The organism is Mycetohabitans sp. B3, assembly GCF_021498065.1.
Taxonomy (GTDB): Bacteria; Pseudomonadota; Gammaproteobacteria; order Burkholderiales; family Burkholderiaceae; genus Mycetohabitans.
On sequence record NZ_JAHLKN010000035.1, the window covers coordinates 42,266 to 61,506 of the forward strand.

At 60.1% G+C, this 19,241-nt stretch carries 11 protein-coding genes and 4 pseudogenes; 9 read left to right on the forward strand and 6 right to left on the reverse strand.

What is annotated here, in order from left to right; translation table 11 throughout:
* Positions 1-678 precede the first annotated feature (678 nt).
* From KQH55_RS10295 to KQH55_RS10310, 4 genes and pseudogenes are all read left to right on the forward strand, one after another.
* Positions 679-2,055, forward strand: a pseudogene (locus KQH55_RS10295) (hypothetical protein).
* Positions 2,056-2,425: 370 nt separating this feature from the next.
* Entirely contained in the window at positions 2,426-6,289 is a 3,864-nt protein-coding gene (locus KQH55_RS10300; protein WP_235090768.1) for a non-ribosomal peptide synthetase, read from the forward strand.
* Positions 6,290-6,628: 339 nt separating this feature from the next.
* On the forward strand, positions 6,629-8,125 hold the full coding sequence (gene glpK / locus KQH55_RS10305; protein WP_076794388.1) for a glycerol kinase GlpK: 1,497 nt from the start codon (positions 6,629-6,631) through the stop codon (positions 8,123-8,125).
* A 21-nt stretch (positions 8,126-8,146) separates the two neighbouring features.
* A complete protein-coding gene (locus KQH55_RS10310; protein ID WP_235090770.1) occupies positions 8,147-8,857 on the forward strand; it encodes an MIP/aquaporin family protein in 711 nt (236 codons plus the stop codon).
* Between the two features lie 220 nt (positions 8,858-9,077).
* Here the strand turns inward: KQH55_RS10310 and KQH55_RS10315 are convergent, their stop codons facing one another.
* The 4 genes and pseudogenes from KQH55_RS10315 to KQH55_RS10330 form a co-directional block, all read right to left on the reverse strand.
* A complete protein-coding gene (locus KQH55_RS10315) occupies positions 9,078-9,278 on the reverse strand; it encodes a hypothetical protein (protein ID WP_076788266.1) in 201 nt (66 codons plus the stop codon).
* 305 nt (positions 9,279-9,583) lie between these two features.
* Positions 9,584-9,955: pseudogene (locus tag KQH55_RS10320) on the reverse strand (DUF779 domain-containing protein); the annotation flags it as partial.
* Positions 9,956-9,974: 19 nt separating this feature from the next.
* Positions 9,975-11,495, reverse strand: coding sequence for an aldehyde dehydrogenase (gene adh / locus KQH55_RS10325; RefSeq protein WP_235090772.1), 1,521 nt, complete (start codon positions 11,493-11,495; stop codon positions 9,975-9,977).
* A 424-nt stretch (positions 11,496-11,919) separates the two neighbouring features.
* Complete coding sequence (locus KQH55_RS10330) at positions 11,920-13,140, reverse strand: metallophosphoesterase (RefSeq protein ID WP_235090774.1); 1,221 nt, start codon at positions 13,138-13,140, stop codon at positions 11,920-11,922.
* Between the two features lie 250 nt (positions 13,141-13,390).
* On the opposite strand from KQH55_RS10330, the pseudogene KQH55_RS10335 reads away from it, so the two are divergent.
* The 3 genes and pseudogenes from KQH55_RS10335 to KQH55_RS10345 all read left to right on the forward strand — a co-directional run.
* Positions 13,391-13,707, forward strand: a pseudogene (locus KQH55_RS10335) (N-acetyltransferase); the annotation flags it as partial.
* Positions 13,708-13,792: 85 nt separating this feature from the next.
* A complete protein-coding gene (gene waaC / locus KQH55_RS10340) occupies positions 13,793-14,854 on the forward strand; it encodes a lipopolysaccharide heptosyltransferase I (protein ID WP_076794384.1) in 1,062 nt (353 codons plus the stop codon).
* A 1,037-nt stretch (positions 14,855-15,891) separates the two neighbouring features.
* Complete coding sequence (locus KQH55_RS10345; RefSeq protein WP_235090776.1) at positions 15,892-17,088, forward strand: F-box domain-containing protein; 1,197 nt, start codon at positions 15,892-15,894, stop codon at positions 17,086-17,088.
* 105 nt (positions 17,089-17,193) lie between these two features.
* On the opposite strand, the gene KQH55_RS10350 is transcribed toward KQH55_RS10345, so the two are convergent.
* Together KQH55_RS10350 and KQH55_RS10355 are read right to left on the reverse strand one after the other, a co-directional pair.
* Positions 17,194-17,358: a hypothetical protein gene (locus tag KQH55_RS10350; RefSeq protein ID WP_170872350.1), complete on the reverse strand. Its 165-nt coding sequence runs from the start codon at positions 17,356-17,358 to the stop codon at positions 17,194-17,196.
* A gap of 195 nt (positions 17,359-17,553) precedes the next feature.
* A pseudogene (locus KQH55_RS10355) lies at positions 17,554-17,859 on the reverse strand (transposase); the annotation flags it as partial.
* A 425-nt stretch (positions 17,860-18,284) separates the two neighbouring features.
* Here KQH55_RS10355 and vapB point away from each other — a divergent pair.
* On the forward strand, positions 18,285-18,521 hold the full coding sequence (gene vapB, locus KQH55_RS10360) for a type II toxin-antitoxin system VapB family antitoxin (RefSeq protein ID WP_076788259.1): 237 nt from the start codon (positions 18,285-18,287) through the stop codon (positions 18,519-18,521).
* Positions 18,521-18,922, forward strand: coding sequence for a type II toxin-antitoxin system VapC family toxin (locus KQH55_RS10365; RefSeq protein ID WP_076794381.1), 402 nt, complete (start codon positions 18,521-18,523; stop codon positions 18,920-18,922). Before vapB ends, KQH55_RS10365 begins: the two co-directional genes overlap by 1 nt.
* Positions 18,923-19,241 lie beyond the last annotated feature (319 nt).

The window sequence follows — 19,241 nt, forward strand, 5'->3', positions numbered from 1 at the left end:
TAGCTTGGAGTGCATGAAGCTTGTCCATTTCGCACTGTTCGTCGGTAAAGTTAGAGAAAATTGATTGCAAATTTTACGTAAAGTCCGCATGGCAGTGGGTATCCGTGGAAACACATGTGCACGTAGCAGATCCTTCACAATAGACCGATTTTAGATATTGTTACGAATGGAAATCAAAAAAGATAAAGAAAATCGTTTCTATCTAAATCCCAGATGAAAGCCTTTACAAGGTTATGCCTCTCTGCGATGCCGCGGACCGTGAATAGAGAAGGCGGCTTGCCAGGACGTGAGAAGTCGATTCTTGACGCCGTTCTCGTACGCCCACCTGGAATGCAATCTGTTCTTCAGTGTATTGGCTCTTCTTCACGGCATGACCTTTTGCTTGCCAAGGTTGCATCATGCCGGGTTTTTTATTTCTGAATGGACCAGTTTTTTGATTAGCCTCAACAACAACTCCTGGGCCGAAACGATCTTACATGCTATGCACATTAAGTGATTGCTCGGCCGATGTCCTCTGTCGTTGCTCGCTTGCATCGCCCGCTTGTCATACCGCGGCTTATCCGCACGCTTATGTTACTCGCCAAAAACCTCGCGCTTGCGACGTATCGTTGCGCGCCTGTGCCTACTTTTCGCTAGCCTGCTGCGCAACCTCGCTACGCGTGGCGTCTTCTTTACTTCTTGCTGAGCTTGCCGATGGACTTCGATTTGAATGCCGCTTTAAACGACTATCAGGCCTATATCTGCGCGTTAGAGGCTCGCCCGGCACCCGCTGCGTCGGCGCCACCGCCACTGTAGCCGCCCAGCGCCGCGTGGTCAAACCCATCGGCCAAGCGGCCCACCACCTACCAGGACCTGCCGACCGAAGTCATCGCGCGCATTGGTGACTACGTGCCCGTCCAAGACGTGATGCCGTTTGCCACCGTCGATCGGCGCACCTATTATGCGATGCAGACTAGGCGCCTCGTTCATAGCTACTGGCAACGAGCAAAACAAGCGGTGACCTTTGAGTCGATCAACCGCCTGCTCGATGAGATGGACGGCACGCTTGCCGATCCAGCGCAGCACGTTGAACCCATGGACGCCCTATGCCAGCGGCTGCGAGCATTACACAGCGCAGATCGCGGCGATGTGTTTAAGCGTTTATTCGCAGCCGCGCAGCGTATCCCGCAAGACGGCGTGCAGATACAAAAAGCGCTGTTGCTCATGCACCGGGATTTCACCTATGAGCGCGAATGGATGGAACTATTTGACTTTGCCTACGCGCTGGCCGAACAGCGTGAGCCCGGGCAGGACAATGTATGGCCGGAACTGGCGCTTGGACTGTCGAATTTTTCCCTCGACACACCTGAGACCCCTGAGTATGCTCAGTGGTATTACAAGATTCTGGCACGGCTGCCGTCGTTGAGCGTAGCCGAGCAAGCGCAGATCATTCCCACATTGACCCATTCACTTTCTAAGTTCAGCCCGGAAGACTCGCGCATTCTTGAGCTTTATGCGCTCTTACACGACTACGCGCTACGCCTGTCCCCCTCTCATCAAGGCGCATCGGTTGGCGCGTTGGCAAATGCCGTGTGGCGCTTGCCGAGAGCGGAGCAACCCGCGCGGTATGCGCAAATGCGCGATTGGGCGCTATCGCTACCCGACGACCAGTGGGGGGTTGCACTGCGGCGTTTGCCCGCAGGGCTTGACGGATTGTCACCTAAACAACAGGCGCAGGAGCTGGCGTTGCTGGAGCGCTATTTGGGGCGCGTGCCTACGGCGCAGCGTACACAGGCGACAGTCGGGATAATCTCCTGTCTTCATTTTATGAACGACTCGCTGTCAAAACGAGTGTGGCAGCAGGGACTGAGTCTACTGAACGGTATGGACGAAGCTACTTTATGGGAAGTACTGGGCGAGCTTCGGAACGAACATTTGCTATGTAGCCTGAACAATCGCCAATGGAAAGTGGCGATGGGTGAGATCACACGCTTTATGAAAGTCAACCAGTTTCCCAAGTCAGCCCAGGCGCGAATCCAAGACAATGCGTCTTGGTTCAGAAGTTGGCCAGATTAACAGCCACAGCAGCTTAAGTACATCAATCGTTGGACAATTCCAATGCATCGAGGCGTCGGATATCGACATGCCGGAGGACGGAAATTCACTAAAGTAATCGGCAAGCGCATGGCGCTGAACGCGACACCGTTGAGCGGTGTCGCTGACTGCCTGAGATAACTTGATGTAAATCCGCGATACGCCGATCGTCTGCCTAATCTAAGTGACAGATTGGCGCTAATCTGTGTCCGAAATTTGATGCGGTTTTTCGCTATTTCATTCGTCACCGCGCGTCGAATGGGCTGCTCTATTGCTCGCCTCCTGCAATATTGTGCATCCAGCTTTCAGCTGTTAGCCAAACCCGCGGCAACCGCGGGCCTGGAGGTTATCGATGCACGCCCCACCCAGCCAGTGTACCTATCCGTTGACCAGCGCGCAGTCGGAAATCTGGCTCGCTCAATTGATTCATCCGGACAGCCCAATATACAACGTCGCTCAATACACTGCGATCCGCGGTCCGCTTGACGTCGCATTGTTCGAGGCGGCTTTGCGGCAGGTCGTCGCGGAAACGCAGAGCCTGCGTGTGCAGTTCGTCGAGGTTGATGGCCAGATCAGGCAATACGTTGCGTCGCCGCACTGGGAGTTGCAACTCGTCGATATGAGCGAGGAGGCCGATCCCTGGGTCGCCGCGCAGGCGTGGATGCGTGCTGACTATGAGCGTGCCATCGACTTGACGGGCACAGGACTGTTTCGCAATGCGCTGTTGCGCGTGGCCCCCAATGAAGTCCTGTGGTATGAACGCCATCATCATGTGCTAATGGACGGCTATTCAGTTGCCCTGCTCAGCCAGCGTGTCGCGCACGTCTATACTGCCATGTGTGCCGGCGTTGACCCGGATCCGCCGTTCGCCCCCCTATCGGATCTGTTGGAGCGTGATTTCCAGTATCGGGGTTCGTCGCAATGGGCGCTGGATGAAGCGTATTGGCTCGAGTATTGTGCACACTGGCCCGTGCCGATCTCATTCGCTGCCCAGCCGGCGCCCGCGTTGCAGCATCGGCTCAGATATGAGCGGCAGCTGTCCGGCCCCGCAGTACGGCGCTATGCCACGGACAGCAGGCGGTTTGCGCAGTTTCTGACAGCGGTCTTCGCAGCCTACCTGCATCGGTTGACTGGCGCGGAAGAAGTGGTGCTGGGCCTGCCGGTGGCGGCCCGCTTCGGCGAAGATAAGCGCATTCCAGGCTCATTGACGAACATTATTCCGCTACGTTTCAGCGTACGGCCGGACATGGACCTGTCGACGCTGATGGAACAGGCGGCGCAGCACATTCAACATGGCTTGCGTCATCAGCGCTATCCGAAGGAAGCGCTGTGCCGCAAACTTCAGTTGCCGTCCGGGCATCCATTGCTCGGTCCGCTGGTCAATGTCATGTCGTTTCACGACTTAACCATGGGACCGTGTCGCGCCAGCTATCACAACCTGGTGAGCGGACCGGCGCAAGATGTCACGGTGGCGGTGTACGCGTTGTCGGACAATCAGCCGCTGCAGTTGCAGTTCGACGTGAACCCTACTACCTATAAGAACGACGCGTTCGCCGCGCACTTGGACCGCTTGATCCGCTTTATCGAGCGGGCTGCCGCTGAACCTGCGCAGTCCATCGGCCGCCTAGCGCTACTCGATGCCGAGGAGCGGCACCGTTTGCTGGTCCAATGGAATGCGACGGCGCGCGCGTATCCGGCCAGCCAGTGCGTGCACCGCTTGTTCGAGACCCACGTCATGCAGCAGCCGGATCAAGTCGCGCTAGTGTATGGGGCGCAGACGATTCGGTATGCCGAACTGAATACCCGGGCCAACCGCCTCGCGCACCAGCTTATTGCGCTCGGCGTGCGGCCCGACATGCGCGTTGCCATCTGCATGGAGCGCTCGGCGGCGATGGTCGTGGGGCTGCTGGCCATTTTGAAAGCGGGCGGCGCCTATCTGTCGCTGGATCCGGCCTATTCGAATGCGCGTCTCGCGCACATCCTCAATGATGCGGCCCCCGTGGTGCTGCTAGCTGATGCCGCGGGCCGGGCAGCACTGGGCGAGGACGCGCTCGCGCCGCTTGTCGTGATCGACCCCGAGGACGTCCAGCACGGGGTAGAAACCAATCCGGCCGTACCTGGCTTGAACGCACGTCACCTCGCCTATGTTATCTACACGTCGGGCTCGACCGGCACGCCTAAGGGTGTGATGGTCGAGCATCGCAATCTGGTCAATCTCTGTACCTGGCATAACGAGGCTTTCGATGTGCGGCCTGGCACGCGCAGCTCGGTCACTGCCAGTGTGGCGTTCGATGCGTGTGCATGGGAGATTTGGCCGGGCTTGCTCGGCGGCGGTACGTTATTTATCCCGCCCGGCACGGTGCGCAATGATATCTGCGCGCTGCTGCATTGGTGGCAGCAGCAGCCGTTAGATGTGGCGTTCCTCGTCACGCCGTTGGCCGCCATGGCGTTGACCGAGAATCTACTGCCGTCCGGGTTGCGCTATATGTTAACTGGTGGGGATCGCTTCCCGGCGTTGACGCGGTCCTTGCCCGATGGCCTTACGCTGGTCAACCAGTACGGTCCGACCGAGACGACCGTGGTCGCCACGTCTGGGCCGCTGAGCGCCGACGATGACCCGCCGCCGATCGGTCGCCCGATTGCCAACACCCGGCTCTATGTGTTGGATGAGCAACGCAATCCTGTTCCACAAGGTGTGGTCGGCGAGCTGTATATCGGCGGTGCCGGGGTGGCGCGTGGCTACCTGAACCGGCCAGATCTCACGGAGCAGCGCTTCCTGCCCGATCCGTTTAGCGCCGAGACCGGCGCGCGGATGTACCGGACTGGCGATCTGGTCCGCTACCTGCCCGACGGCAATCTGGTGTTCGTTGCCCGTAACGACGATCAGGTCAAGATCCGCGGGTTCCGCATCGAGCCCGCGGAGATCGAGGCGTGCCTGACCCAGCATCCCCTGGTGCGGGAGGCTGTCGTGGTCGCGGTGGGCGACGGAGCAGACAAGCGGCTCGTCGCGTATGTCGTGGCCGATCCTAGCGAATCGTTGCCGGTCACGCTGCGCGCGCATGTGGCAGGCGCGTTGCCGGACTATATGGTGCCAAGCGCGTTTTTGAGGCTCGACGCGTTTGCCCTTACGCCGAACGGCAAGATCGACCGGCGGGCGTTGCCGGCGCCCGACAGCGACGCTTTTGTGCTGCAGAATTATGAGGCGCCCCAGGGCGATTTCGAAGCTGCGCTCGCCGCCCTATGGGCTGAATTGCTCGGCGTGCGGTGTATCGGGCGTCACGATGATTTCTTCGCACTCGGCGGGCATTCGTTGCTGGCTCTGCAAATGACGCAACGTTGTCGTGCCACGTTGGGCGTGACCATCCCGGTGCATGAGCTATTTAGCCGGCCGAGCATCGCGGCGCTGAGTAAGGCCGTGCTTGCGCCCTCGGCCGCGCCGCATGAGTCCTTCCCAGTGCTGGTGCCGATTCGGGTGCCGGCTAAGCGTGCCCCGCTTTTTTGCATCCATCCTGTCAGCGGGCTCAGTTGGCACTACCGGAACCTGGCTTCACACCTGCCGCCCGAGCAGCCGGTCTATGGCATCCAGGCCCGGGGCTTCGACGATCCTTCGTTGTTGGCCACGAGCATCGACGCGATGGCGCTCGACTACATCCAGCAAATGCGGCGCATCCAGCCAGACGGGCCATACTACTTGCTGGGATGGTCACTGGGCGGCAATATCGCGCACAGCATGGCGACGCAGCTCGAGCAGCAGGGGGAGCGCATCGCGCTGTTGGCCGTGCTGGACAGCCTGCCTGACCATCGCTGGCGGGGCGACAGTTTCCAGCCAGAACTGGATGCAAGTTATATCAGGTCGCTGGCGCGGTACGAGGGAGACCCTGGAACGGCCGACGGGGCTGGCTATGCGCTGGAAAGAACGCGGGAGGTCATGCGTAACAATTATTCCCTCGTGAAGACCTTTACGCCGCGGATTTATTGCGCAGATATGCTCTTTTTCCGGGCCACGATACCGGGCGGCGGATCCTCGGCGCTCATCGCGCTGGACGCCTGGCGCCCCTATGTGCTGGGGAAGATCGAGACCCATGACATCGCGTGCACGCACGACGATATGGACCGGCTGGGCCCGTCGGCGGAAATCGGTCGCGTGCTGCGGGAAAAGCTTGATCAACTGCACGGCGTGCCGTTGCACGAGCGCAGCCGGATGATAGCAGCCTGAACGTTGGCACCGCATCCCGATATCGGACGCGGTGCCATGGGATGTGCGCCAGTGAGGCGTGTCACGCCGCGTGCGCGGTATGCACGTGCGTTTCCAGATAGAATTGACACTTTAATCTAAATTAGGCGTTGTCAACCAAGGGTTTTCCCTAATATGTTCGAAAACGGACTTTACATTTGCGAATTAGAACATTAAATTTCGCGCAGCGATGTAGTGGGCGTAATGACGGGATTGAATGTTCAAAAAAAGAACATGATGGCCGGACTGCCTCGCCTCGCGCGGCACTGCACTGTATAGACGGTGCAGCGTTCAACAACGGCCAAACCGACGGAGACAGTCATGGAAGGCAAGTACGTCCTGGCGCTGGACCAGGGCACCACCAGCTCGCGCGCGATCGTGTTCGACCGCGGGGGCAATATCGTATCGACTGCTCAAAAGGAATTCCGCCAGATCTATCCTCAACCCGGCTGGGTTGAGCACAATCCGCAGGAAATTTGGTCGACCCAGGCAGGTGTCGCCGCCGAAGCCGTCGTGCGCGCGGGGCTGAACGGTGGGTCGATCCACGCATTGGGCATCACAAATCAACGCGAGACGACAATTGTATGGGACCGCGATACCGGGCTGCCGATTTATAACGCCATCGTCTGGCAGGACCGGCGCACCGCCGATTTTTGTGCCGAGCTTAAGGCACGCGGCCTTGAGAGCGCGGTTCGCGCGAAGACCGGCTTGCCGATCGATGCTTATTTCTCCGCGACGAAGATCCGCTGGATCCTGGACAACGTCGCTGGTGCGCGCGAGCGTGCTAAGCAGGGCAAACTCGCGTTTGGCACGGTTGATAGCTGGCTGATTTGGAATTTCACGCGTCACAATACGCACGCGACGGACGTGACCAATGCGTCCCGCACGATGCTGTTCAATATCCATACGCTGGACTGGGACGACGAACTGCTAGCCGAACTGGACATCCCGCGCAGCATGATGCCGCAGGTCAAGCCGTCCTCGGGGCTGTACGACGCTACGAAGACCACTGTGTTTGCGTCGCGGATCCCGATCGCTGGCGTGGCGGGCGATCAGCATGCCGCGCTGTTCGGGCAAATGTGCACCACGCCCGGCATGGTCAAGAATACGTACGGCACGGGCTGCTTCCTGGTGATGAACACCGGCGACAAGCCGATTGAGTCGCGCAACAACCTCGTGACGACGATTGCCTGGCAAATCGACGGCAAGACCACCTACGCGCTGGAGGGCAGTATCTTCATCGGCGGCGCCGTGGTGCAATGGCTGCGCGACGGGCTGGGGATCATTAAGCAGGCGGCCGATATTGAGGCGCTGGCCGCCTCCGTGCCGCACAGCGATGGCGTGTTCCTGGTGCCAGCCTTCGCGGGCCTGGGCGCGCCGCATTGGAATCCGCACGCACGCGGCACATTGTTCGGTGCCACGCGGGGTACCACGGCCGCGCACATTGCCCGCGCCGCGCTGGACAGCATTGCCCATCAATCGTTTGACGTGCTCAAGGCAATGGAGGCCGATGCAGGCCAGCCGATCACCGAGCTGCGCGTCGATGGGGGCGCGGTCGAGAACAATCTGTTGATTCAATTCCAGGCGGACCTTCTCGGCGTGGACGTGGTGCGCCCGCGCGTGACGGAAACCACCGCGCTCGGCGCCGCCTACCTGGCGGGATTGGCGACCGGATACTGGGACGGCCTCGATGAGGTCCGCGACCAGTGGCAGCTGGACCGGCGCTTCACGCCGGCGCTGGATTCGGAGGAGATGGCGCGGCACAGGGCCGGCTGGCAGCGCGCGGTGTCCGCCGCGATGCTGTGGGCGGCGGCCTGATTGACGACAACGGAGATGATCATGACTAATGCGTTGATCGCGGAATTCATCGGGACCGCCCTGTTGGTATTGCTCGGCGACGGCGTCGTCGCCAATGTGATTCTGGGGCGCACGAAGGGTCACAATAGCGGGCTGATCGTGATCACGATAGGCTGGGCAATGGCTGTATTCGTGGGTGTTCTCTGCTCGGCTGCCTATAGCGGCGCGCACTTGAACCCGGCCGTGTCTGTGGCGCTCGCCGTCGCTGGCAAGTTCGCGTGGGCTAAGGTGCTGGCCTATGCAGCTGCGCAAATGCTCGGCGGCATGTTCGGCGCGTTCGTAGTCTGGCTCGTTTATCGTAAGCACTTCGAGACGACGGATGGCCCGGACACAAAGCTCGCGGTGTTCTGCACGGGCCCGGCGATTCGCAATACGCTGGGCAACCTCACGTCAGAGATCGTCGCCACCTTCGTGCTCGTGTACGCGGTGCTGCACATGGCCGCACCGTCTGTGGGCCTGGGCGCGATTAATGCGCTGCCGGTCGCATTGGTGGTGCTGGGCATCGGTGTGTCGCTTGGCGGCACAACCGGCTATGCGATGAACCCGGCGCGGGACCTGAGTCCGCGGATTATGCATGCACTGCTGCCCATACCGGGCAAACGCGATAGCGACTGGGGCTACGCGTGGGTGCCGGTCGCCGGCTCGTTGATCGGCGGTGTGCTGGCGGCGGTGGTTTCTGTGCAACAGGGATAGAGGGGAGCCGCCTTTCGCGGCTGAGTACGCTGGGGTGCCAGCGCGCTATCAATATAAAGACAAAGAGAACCCTGCGCCGGTGCTCGCCGGCGCCGCCGTGCTTGATGACCCGACGCACACGTGTTGCGCGGTAGGCCAGGCCGCCCGCCCCGAGACATCTGTGCGTGCCGGTCTCCATGTTTCGTGCCCCGTGCCCGCGCTCGGGCTGTCGCGCGCCGTGTCACCCGGTTTGGCGTGTCCCCCGTTGGGGCGTCGCCGCGCATTTTCCGTGCCGCTCATGATCCGCTTCAGTGCGCACCGCTTCCGCGAAGCGTTGTAGAGCGGTGACCGAACCGTGCACGCTTTGATACTGCTCACGCCCGATCTTACCGTCTAGCGTCACGAAAAAGCCGGATTGCTTTGCCAGTTCGAGGATGTCCATCCTGCTACAAGCCTCCATCTAAATACTGCCGTTTTCGATCGCTGTCACGCATGCGACCCGCGTGTGTCCACGCCACCCCATGCTTCCATGCTACACGCTTACTGGCGCAGCGATGGAACGATCGGTGCGTTGCCTTGCCAGCAACGATCTAGATGTGCCGCGTGCCCGAGTGCGTCGAATGGCCTGCGGCAAAATGGTTGTTGCGGGAATCGTGCCTGCTCGCCTAATAAATGCGACCGCGGTGACGGCAGGCGTGCTGCGGCGCGCGTGCCCCGGGTCGGGTACCCGGCCGGGCGCAGCAGGGGACGGATGACCGGATGCCGTTCCAACCACGCGTTTTCCTCGTCAGTATAGAGCCTGGAGCGCGTCAGGAAGCGCAGGCCGGTCGGTCTTTCGACGGAGAACAGGCCGCCGTTGCCCGGCACCACGTCGATCGTGAGCTGCGTATGCTGCCAATACTCGAACTGTGCGGCGCTCATGTAGAACGGCGCGCCGCCGATCTCGCCGAGCCGCACGTCCGAGTCGCCAATCAGGAACTCGCCGGCAGGAAAGCACATGGGCGCGCTGCCGTCGCAGCAGCCCCCGGACTGATGGAAGATCAGCGCGCCGTGCTCCTGGCGCAGCGACTCAATCACTGCGAGTGCCGCCGGCGTCGCGACGACGCGCGGCACTCGCAGCGAGAATCGGACGTCATCGTCAGAACAAGCCCAGCGGCTTGTCGCTATAGCTGACGAGCAGGTTTTTCGTCTGCTGATAGTGATCAAGCATCATCTTATGCGTTTCACGGCCGATGCCCGATTGCTTGTATCCGCCAAACGCCGCGTGCGCGGGGTACGCATGATAGCAATTGGTCCAGACGCGTCCGGCCTGGATCTGGCGGCCGAGGCGATACGCGCGTGTGCCATCGCGAGTCCAAACGCCGGCGCCCAGTCCGTACAAAGTATCGTTGGCGATGTCCAGTGCCTCGTCTTCGGTCTTGAACGTCGTGACGGAGACGACCGGCCCGAAGATCTCCTCCTGGAAGATGCGCATCTTATTGTGGCCGCGGAACACGGTCGGCTTCACGTAGTAGCCGTTGGCAAGTTCGCCGGTTTGGGCATTGCGCTCGCCGCCGATCAGACATTGCGCGCCTTCCTGCTTGCCCAGGTCGATGTAGGATAGGATTTTCTCGAGTTGCTCGCGCGAGGCCTGCGCACCGACCATCGTTTTCGGATCCAGCGGATGCCCCTGCGTGATCGCAGCGACGCGCTTGAGCGCGCGTTCAATAAACCGGTCATAAATCTTCTCGTCGATTAGCACGCGCGACGGGCAAGTGCAGACCTCGCCCTGGTTGAGCGCAAACATGGTGAAGCCTTCGAGCGCCTTGTCGAAGTAGCTGTCGTCGCGATCCATCACGTCGGCAAAGAAGATGTTCGGACTTTTGCCGCCCAGTTCCAGCGTCACCGGGATGATGTTCTGGCTCGCATACTGCATGATTAGCCGGCCGGTGGTGGTCTCGCCGGTGAATGCGATCTTGGCGATTCGTTTATTCGACGCCAGGGGCTTGCCTGCTTCGAGACCGAAACCGTTGACAATGTTCAGCACGCCCGGCGGCAGCAGGTCTCGGATCAGCTCCATCACGACCAGGATGGACGCGGGTGTTTGCTCCGCCGGCTTGAGCACGACACAATTGCCGGCGGCCAGTGCCGGCGCGACCTTCCACACGGCCATCAGGATCGGGAAATTCCATGGAATGATCTGGCCGACCACGCCCAGGGGCTCATGAAAATGATACGCGACGGTATCGTGGTCAATTTCGCACACTGAGCCTTCCTGTGCGCGCAGACAGCCGGCGAAGTAGCGAAAGTGATCGATCGCCAGCGGGATGTCGGCAGCCATCGTCTCACGCAGCGGCTTGCCGTTGTCGATCGTCTCAGCGACGGCTATGCGCGTCAAGTTGGCTTCCAGGCGATCAGCGATGCGGTTCAGGATGTTCGCTCGCTCAGTCGGCGAAGTGTTGCCCCATGCGGTCTTGGCACGATGCGCGGCGTCCAGCGCGAGTTCGATATCGGCCTCGCGCGAGCGGGGCACCGCGGTGAACGGCTCGCCGGTCACCGGCGAAATGTTGTCGAAGTACTCGCCGCCGACTGGCGCCACCCATTCACCGCCGATGAAGTTGGCATATTGCTTCTTGTACGGGAATTCCGTGGTTAGGAACTGCATTTCAGCGTGATTCATCTCGGGTGCGCTCCTCACATATCCATAGACTGGCTTTGGCTCGGTGCCGTGCTTCGACGCGCGCGGCACCGAGCCAAAGCCAGAAGCGTGCCAACGGTGCGCGTTGGCGGGAGGAGGTAGCGGTGGGTAGCGGTGGTTGACCCGGATCGCCGATGAGAGGAATGTCTCGCCATCGCGCTGATGCGCTAATTGCCCTGTTTTGCAACAATTGTCCCGAATTGGAGCAGTGCGCCGCATCGATTGCTGTCCGCTGACTGGCCCCCCAGGCATCATCGTTGCGACAGATCGCCGTGAACTGCTCGAGGCGACTGATCCACTGCCGAGGCGACTGATTCACTGCCGCTGAGCGTGTCGCCGCTTCGCCGTGGCACACGCGGTGATGCCGGCCAGCCAGCAAGTTGACGCGCAAATCCCCGCGGTGGTGTCAGCAGCGTAGTGCGCACTGGCGAGCGACGCTCGAGCCGGGTGGGGCGGGAACGCGTAAGCTGGCGCGTGCCGGGACCAGCCGCACCAGCGTAATCTCTGACGGTGCGCCAATGCGCTTCGGTGGCCCCCAATACCCGGTGCCGCGACTCGTGTAGACCCATAGCTGCGACAGCCGGTGCAGGCCGGCGGTGAACGGCTGTTGCAGCCGCACAAAAAAATTCCATGGGAAGAACTGGCCGCCATGGGTGTGTCCGGACAACTGCAGCGTGTAGCCGGCTGGCACGGCTGCCGATGCGGTACGCGGCTGGTGGGCCAGCAGGATCCTCACGGCGGCGTGCGGCGGCGCACCGCGCAGTGCGCCGGCCGGATCGCTGGCATGCGTGGCGTCGAAGTGACCCGCCGAATAATCCGTGACGCCGGCCACCACGACGCACGCCGTACCGTGGTCAATCACCACGTGCCGGTTCATCAGCACGGTTAGGCCCAGCCGCTCGAACTCGTCGATCCACGCATGCACACCGGAGTAGTATTCGTGATTACCGGTGACCAGGAATACGCCGTGCCGCGCCTGTAGCCGCTCCAGCGGCCGGGTGTGGGGCGCCAGTTGCTCGACGCGGCCATCAACGATATCCCCGGTGATCGCGATCAAGTCCGGCCTCAGTGCATTGACCGCCTCGACGATCGTCTCGACATAGCCGCGCTTGATTGTCGGCCCGACATGAATGTCGCTGAGCTGCGCGATTGTGAAGCCGTCTAATGCGTCCGGCAGCCCGTCGATTGGGACTTCGACAGTGACCACGCCTGCGCGCCGGCGCGCATTGACGAAGCCCGCGAACGAGGCCAGCAGCGCAAGTGCGGGCACGGCGGGTGCCGAATCGCGCTGCCATTGCTCAAGCGGCCAGTGCGCCGCGAGCGCGGCATCGAGCCCATGCACGAAGAGCAGTGCCACGTCGCGCGCGAACGTGAGCACAAGCAATGACGAGAAGAATCCCATCGCCAGCATGCCTGCCCACGCAAGCCAGTCGGAAAGCGGTTGCCGTTCGACTGCCTGCGCCAGCATTCCGAACGGGATTAATATGACGGATAGGCCCAGGCATGCGACTGCCGCGTCGCGCACGGCGGGGCCGCCTGGCAGTGCCGGCACCAAGCGCACGCCGACGTAAAGATGCATCAAAATACCGATCGTGATGATCCGAATTAGAAAATTATAGCGTCGCATGACATCCTTTCGCGGTAGGCCGCCTGCGCGGTGGCTGGGCGGGGGCAGGGCCATTTTAGCGGTAGACTCACATACGGCGCTCGACCGCGGCTCAAGAGAATCGCAACGGCACCCTGGATTCAGCCCGTGACGTTAAGTGGACAGGCAATCGTGCCCGAGTTGTTCAGCCTCGACCATGTCGACGCATTGGAGGAGACCATCACCGACCGCCGGCTATGGGTGTTGTGGGCGTCGAGACGCTGCACTGTCGCTTGAAATCGGTGCAACGTGGTATGCGCCGTGGTATCAGCGTACCGCGGTGAATACGCAGGCGAAGCTGCTGTTGCTCGCCCATGCGCTCGAGCGGTTGATGCGATGGCGGTCGAATTCCGCACCCGTTATATGAACACCGCGGTGCGGTCGGCGATCCTACAATTGGGTGTAAAGCAGGACGGCAGCTTGTGCAATCACCTAGTCGCGGCTGACGGCAGCTATCGTGACACGGCGGTGCTCTCGATTTTGGAGTCCGAATGGCCGGTGGTGTGCAACAATTTGTGTTTTTGGCTGCAGCGCGATCCGGCATGGTGAGCCCGCGACGGGTCTGTCGCCGCTGTTTCCAGTCACGCAGTAAAATGCTTTGCAGCAACAACAAGGGCCTCGCTCGCAATAACCCATGAAACGTATTCTCGTGGTCAAAGTCACGTCGCTTGGCGACATTGTGCAGGCGCAGCCCGTTGTGTGGGACCTGCGGCGCGCTTTTCCTGACGCCCGGATCGATTGGGCGGCGGACGAGGCGTTTGCCGAGGTGGTTCAATGGAATCCGGGCGTCGACCGCGTGTTGTGCGCGCCGCTGCGACGCTTTAAGAAAGCGTGCAACCTGGACGACCTGCGCGCCATCATCGCGTCGATTCGCACATTGCGCAGCGAGCGCTATGATCTGGTGCTCGATATTCACGGCGTCTACAAAAGCGCAATCATTGCCTTCATCGCTCGGTCGCGACGACGTTATGGCTACTGCCGCGAGAACCTCGGCGAGGCAGGTGCGGCATTCGCGTATACCGACCGGTTTGATCGGCAGGGGTTGTCGAACGCGTGGTATGCCATGCGTCGCAGTGTCGGCGATGCGCTCGGCTATTCGGTCGAGGGACGCCCGCATTTCGGCCTGAAGCTGCCGCCAGCGTTGCCGCTGTCGGCGATCGGCGGCTCGGGGCGGCGTGCCATGCTGTTCCACGCGACATCGACCGATGTAAAGAAGTGGCCGGCTGGGCATTGGATCGATGTGGCTCGGGCCTTGACTGCGCGAGGCCTGCAGGTCCTATTGCCCTGGGGCTCGAAACGGGAGCACGACGAAGCATGCCGGATCGCCGCGGGTGTGCCACAGGCTCAGGTATTGCCCAAGCTCACGGTGACAGAGTGTGCGCAGTTCATCGACGCATCGGAACTCGTGGTCGGCGTGGACACCGGATTCGTGCATCTTGCCTATGCACTTGGCAAGCCGACCGTGATGATCTTTACCGCGACTTCGCGTTTGCATTTCGGTATCGACATACCGGGTCGCGCCACCTCAGTGGGGGACGAAGGGCGCCCGCCCGCCGCGCGCGATGTGCTGGCTGCAATTGACTCGGTGTACCCGTGTGGGGTTGCAAGCCCCGTTTCCGCTGGGCCCCGTGTCGAACCGGTCGTGGCCATGAAGTCGCGTCCGACGATAGTCCCATTCCGGCATGAGGCAGCTTGACTGCGCTGACGCCGCACGGTGGGTGCCCGTGCCGACGCGCGGCCCTCGTCGATACGCCGGGCAACAGAATTGTCACGGGTGAATTGATTTAGTATTTAGAAGCGCGGCCTCACGACGTAGTCCACGCGTTGAGTGCGCAGGCGCGTCATGCGTGGACGTAGTCCGTGGTGGCTGGGCTTGCACTGGCATAGCCTGCGATGACGTGGCAGGCGATGGTAATTGCCACAGCGGAGACGGCAGCGTGCGCCCGGGGCCGGTCATCGTCTGATCGATGACGTTTTCCACGCCGGCCGTCTCGCGTAGCCCCGATAGAAAGCGTGTACGCTCGAAGTCCGGTGCGACGCAGCCTTGAATGTAGATGAAGCGCCGTTGTAACACCTGCCACAATGCCGTGTGCGTTGGTCAAGCGGTGAATGGCGCCATGCTGGCTAAGCGCCGCTGCACGCTGAATGCGATTTCGGCGTCGTAGGCATAGCGGTTGGGCAACCGGCAGCGTTCTTCGGTCCAGCAGGTATTGCCTCTCTCATGCGAAAGTGCGTGTCTCCCAACCATTCCCGCTATCAAACGCACGATTGCGCCTCGCGTGGCTGATGCGCACCCAGTGAAAGAATATGAACTGGCGCAGCTGCTCGATAAACCGACGACTGTACGCCGTTATGGCTTGACCCGAGGCGCTAGCCGACAACGCATTATCCGCCAAAAATCCAGCGATTGCGGCGCATGATTATGTTTATTCGCCCGCTTTCATCTACCTTACGGCGCAGCATCGCTTTGCGCTGCGTATATCTGACTTCTTGCTGAGCTTGTGAATGGACTTTGATCTGAATACCAATTTAAACAACTATCCAGCCTACATCTGCACGGTTGAGGCATGCTCGCAACCCGCCGCGTTAACGCCGCCGCCATTGAAGCCGCCAAGCAGCGCTTTGGCTAACACGTTGGCCAGCCGGCCCACGACATACCAGGATCTGCCAGCCGAAATTCTCCAACAAGTGGCCGATTACATGCCGCCCGACGATATCGGTGATCTGTCAGCTGTGAACAGCCAGACCTATCATGCGCTGCAAGAAAGGCGATTGAGCTGGCTTTGTCGCCAACGCATTTCCCATGCCGGTGCGCTGGATCGCACGTCGGTACAACAGTTGTTGACCAAAATTGAGCGTATTGACACTGGCTCCCTGCGCGCTGAATTGCTTCAGACGCTGTGGCAACGAGCAAGAAGACAGTACATATTGAAACCCGAGGTATTCATAGCGATCTTCCAAGCTGCAGGCCGTGTGCCAAAGCAAGGCTTGCAGGTACAAAAAGACATGATCGGGACCATACGTGGGATTCCAATCCAGTATCAGCGCAATCTGTATAGGTTCGTGTATGCAGATGCCGAAAGACGTTCTCCTGAACAGGGCAGCACTTGGGGCGCCGTTGCATCGGTGCTGCCAATCTACGGCCGGATACCAATAGAAAACTTGTGGTTTGATGCACCACAGATTGAAAGCGAGTATCGGGCTCTTTTAAGCCGACTACCTGCGTTGGACACGTCTGGACAGGCCGAACTGATAACAGCATTAGCCGAAGTGCTAGGCGCATTCTCATTATCTTCCCCGTCCCCCAAATATTATGCTTATCGTTATGATGTTGCGAGCGCGACGATCATTGAATTGTATGAAACACTGTTTCAATGGATGCAACGCCTACCAGCGTCGCATCGGGGCGCGCCGATCGGCGCACTAGCCGATCGAGTATCGATGCTACCAGAGGCACAAAGGCCAATGTACCTCGCTCATCTGCGGCATTTGACGCTGTCACTACCGGATCATCAATTAGGCAGTGCGTTACGCTACCTGCCGGGCGCGTTAATAATGCTGCTACCGCCAGATCAACATGCGCATGAGCTTGCGCTGCTCGAACCCGCCCTTGAGCGCGTGCTGCCCGCGCAGCGCGGATTAGCAGCGCTCGGGCTGCTCGATGAAACATCGTGGTTGAACGATGCACTGTTAAAGCAGGTATGGCAGCGTGCAATGCGTTTGCTCGACGGCAGCAATGGACTCAGCATAGCGGAAGTATTCTACGATATCCACTTACGGATTGGACTGAAACTCAATAACCAGCAATGGGAGGCCGCAAGAACTGAAATTAAGGCCTTCTTCGGGCGCAACCAGTTCGATCAAGCCACTCGCAATGAGATGCTGAACTCCCTGAATTATTGTTGGTTCCGTATGTATCAAACACCGTAAACTAGGCCGTGGCCGCGATGCTTGGTAGCGGTTAAGGGCGCGTGATTTCGACCCGGCGTCGCTCGCGGCACAACATCCAAACATCGTCGCGCCGGCGTGCGGCGTCTACCACGGCGGCGCGGCGAGTACACGCGACTGACAATCACCGCTCGGATCGACTTGGTCGCGGTACACGATGCCGGCGATGGTGCGATGCAAGAACAGTGAACTGGCCACGTCACTGACTGCTGCCCGCGCCGTATGGGCCGCGTGGGACACGCCGGCCGACATGATCGCCAAATATCAAAACGCGCACCGTGATGAATAAGCCCGCAAGCCTGAGTTGGCGTTCGTGGCCATGCTGTCGAGTGTGCCACGGTTATCCTCGCATTCCCAGCGCTCCGGTTGCTGATCGCTTTCCTATGGAAGCCCCGATCACCTTTCCGTGGATAGATGGTGGTTTCATATGGTGAGGCCACCTCCCAATCAGGGTCGTTTTAAAGTGAAAATTTCCGGCTCTTCCGGATGGGTCGAATCGGCCTGGAACCTGCACTGGCGGGCGAATTCGGCGAGCGTTATCCACTTCAGCGCCCAGTGGGGACACGCCTCATTATAGTACTCGCGCCAGGCCTCGATTTTGTGCTTGGCGTCCTCCTCGAGTGATAAGAACCCATGCGCGTTGAGGCATTCCTCACTCAAGCGCCCGTTGAACGACTCGTTCTTTGCGTTATCAGTTGGCTTGCCGGGACGTGAGAAATCGATCTCTACGCCTCTCTCATACGCCCACTTGTCGGGCACCAGCAGTTCGGGAACGCCGCCTTAGAACTCCATCGCGAACCGTTCGCCGTAGCGGGTCTGTGGTAGCGCTACGAGACGTCCGACGGGTGCGTGATCGGCGTCACGATGCTGACCGTCACCGCCGACGGCCACGCCGTCATGGGCCGGATGCGTCGGCCAGGTGACGAGAAGCGCGGTCGTGATCCTGCGGCGCCGACTTTTCCGAGGAAAGCCGACAATTCCGGGCTCGCGGGACAGCTTTTGCGCTCGTGGAGGCAAACATCCTCGTAACAGTAGCCAAGGCGCGCTCGTTACGAGGCATGACTACGCACGATCCGCTCAAGGCATGGAGTGCAGTTGCCGCCCATGTACATACACGTATTTACATAGAGCGGTGGATAGTCTATAGTACATCCAAAGTACACACATCAGGAACCACTATGCATACCACCCGCGTTTTCAAGAATGGCAACTCGCAAGCCGTTCGCATTCCCGCCGACCTTGCTTACGACCGGAGCGATATCGAAATCGAAATTGAGCGCGTAGGCGATGAGATCCGTATCCGTCCGATGCGTCGTCCGCTGACTGGCGTGCTCAAGAAGTTTGCGAAATTCGGGCCGGATTTCATGGCTGAAGGCCGCGGCGAGCAGGAGCAGGCTGAGCGCGAGGGATTGTAATGCCGCGCTTTATGTTCGACACGAACATGTGCATCTACCTGATGAAGAATCAGCCTGAAGAAGTCGCGAAGCGATTTGCGCAGTGCTACGTTGGGGATGTGGTTATGTCCGCAGTCACCTACGCTGAACTTGAATACGGCGTCGTAGTGTCTGCGAACCGAACTCGCGAGCGCCGCAATCTCGCCGCCCTAATCGAAGATATTCCTGTGGCCCCGTTCGACGCTGCCGCAGCAACGGCCTACGGGCCTGTGCGCAAAGCGACGAGCGAGCGCAAGAAGGATGCTCTTGACAAGCTGATCGCCGCACACGCGATTGCCCTGGACGTTATTCTCGTTACCAACAACGAGCGCGACTTTGCCGACTATCCCGGTATCAGGCTCGAAAACTGGCTCAACAAGTAAAAAACTCCAATATGTTTATTAATCTCGAAATTTGGAAAGAAGAGCCTCGCCACGACAAAGGGAGTGAACAAGGTACGCGTAAATTCCTATCATAAGCTTTGAAGTTATGAAATTCGCTTAACTTATGTTCGAATTGCCATAAGCGTCTCGCCGCCTAAATGCCAGAGCACTGTTGCATGCCAGTGCTGCCTCATCAAGGGCCTGGCTCAAGGCAGGTGTTGACGTCCATTGACTGATTTGTACGGTAAAGCGGGTCGCGGCATCGACAACTTTCGCAGTGCCCTACCTGTTGTTGCGGCCCAGTTTGGAGGCCATGAAG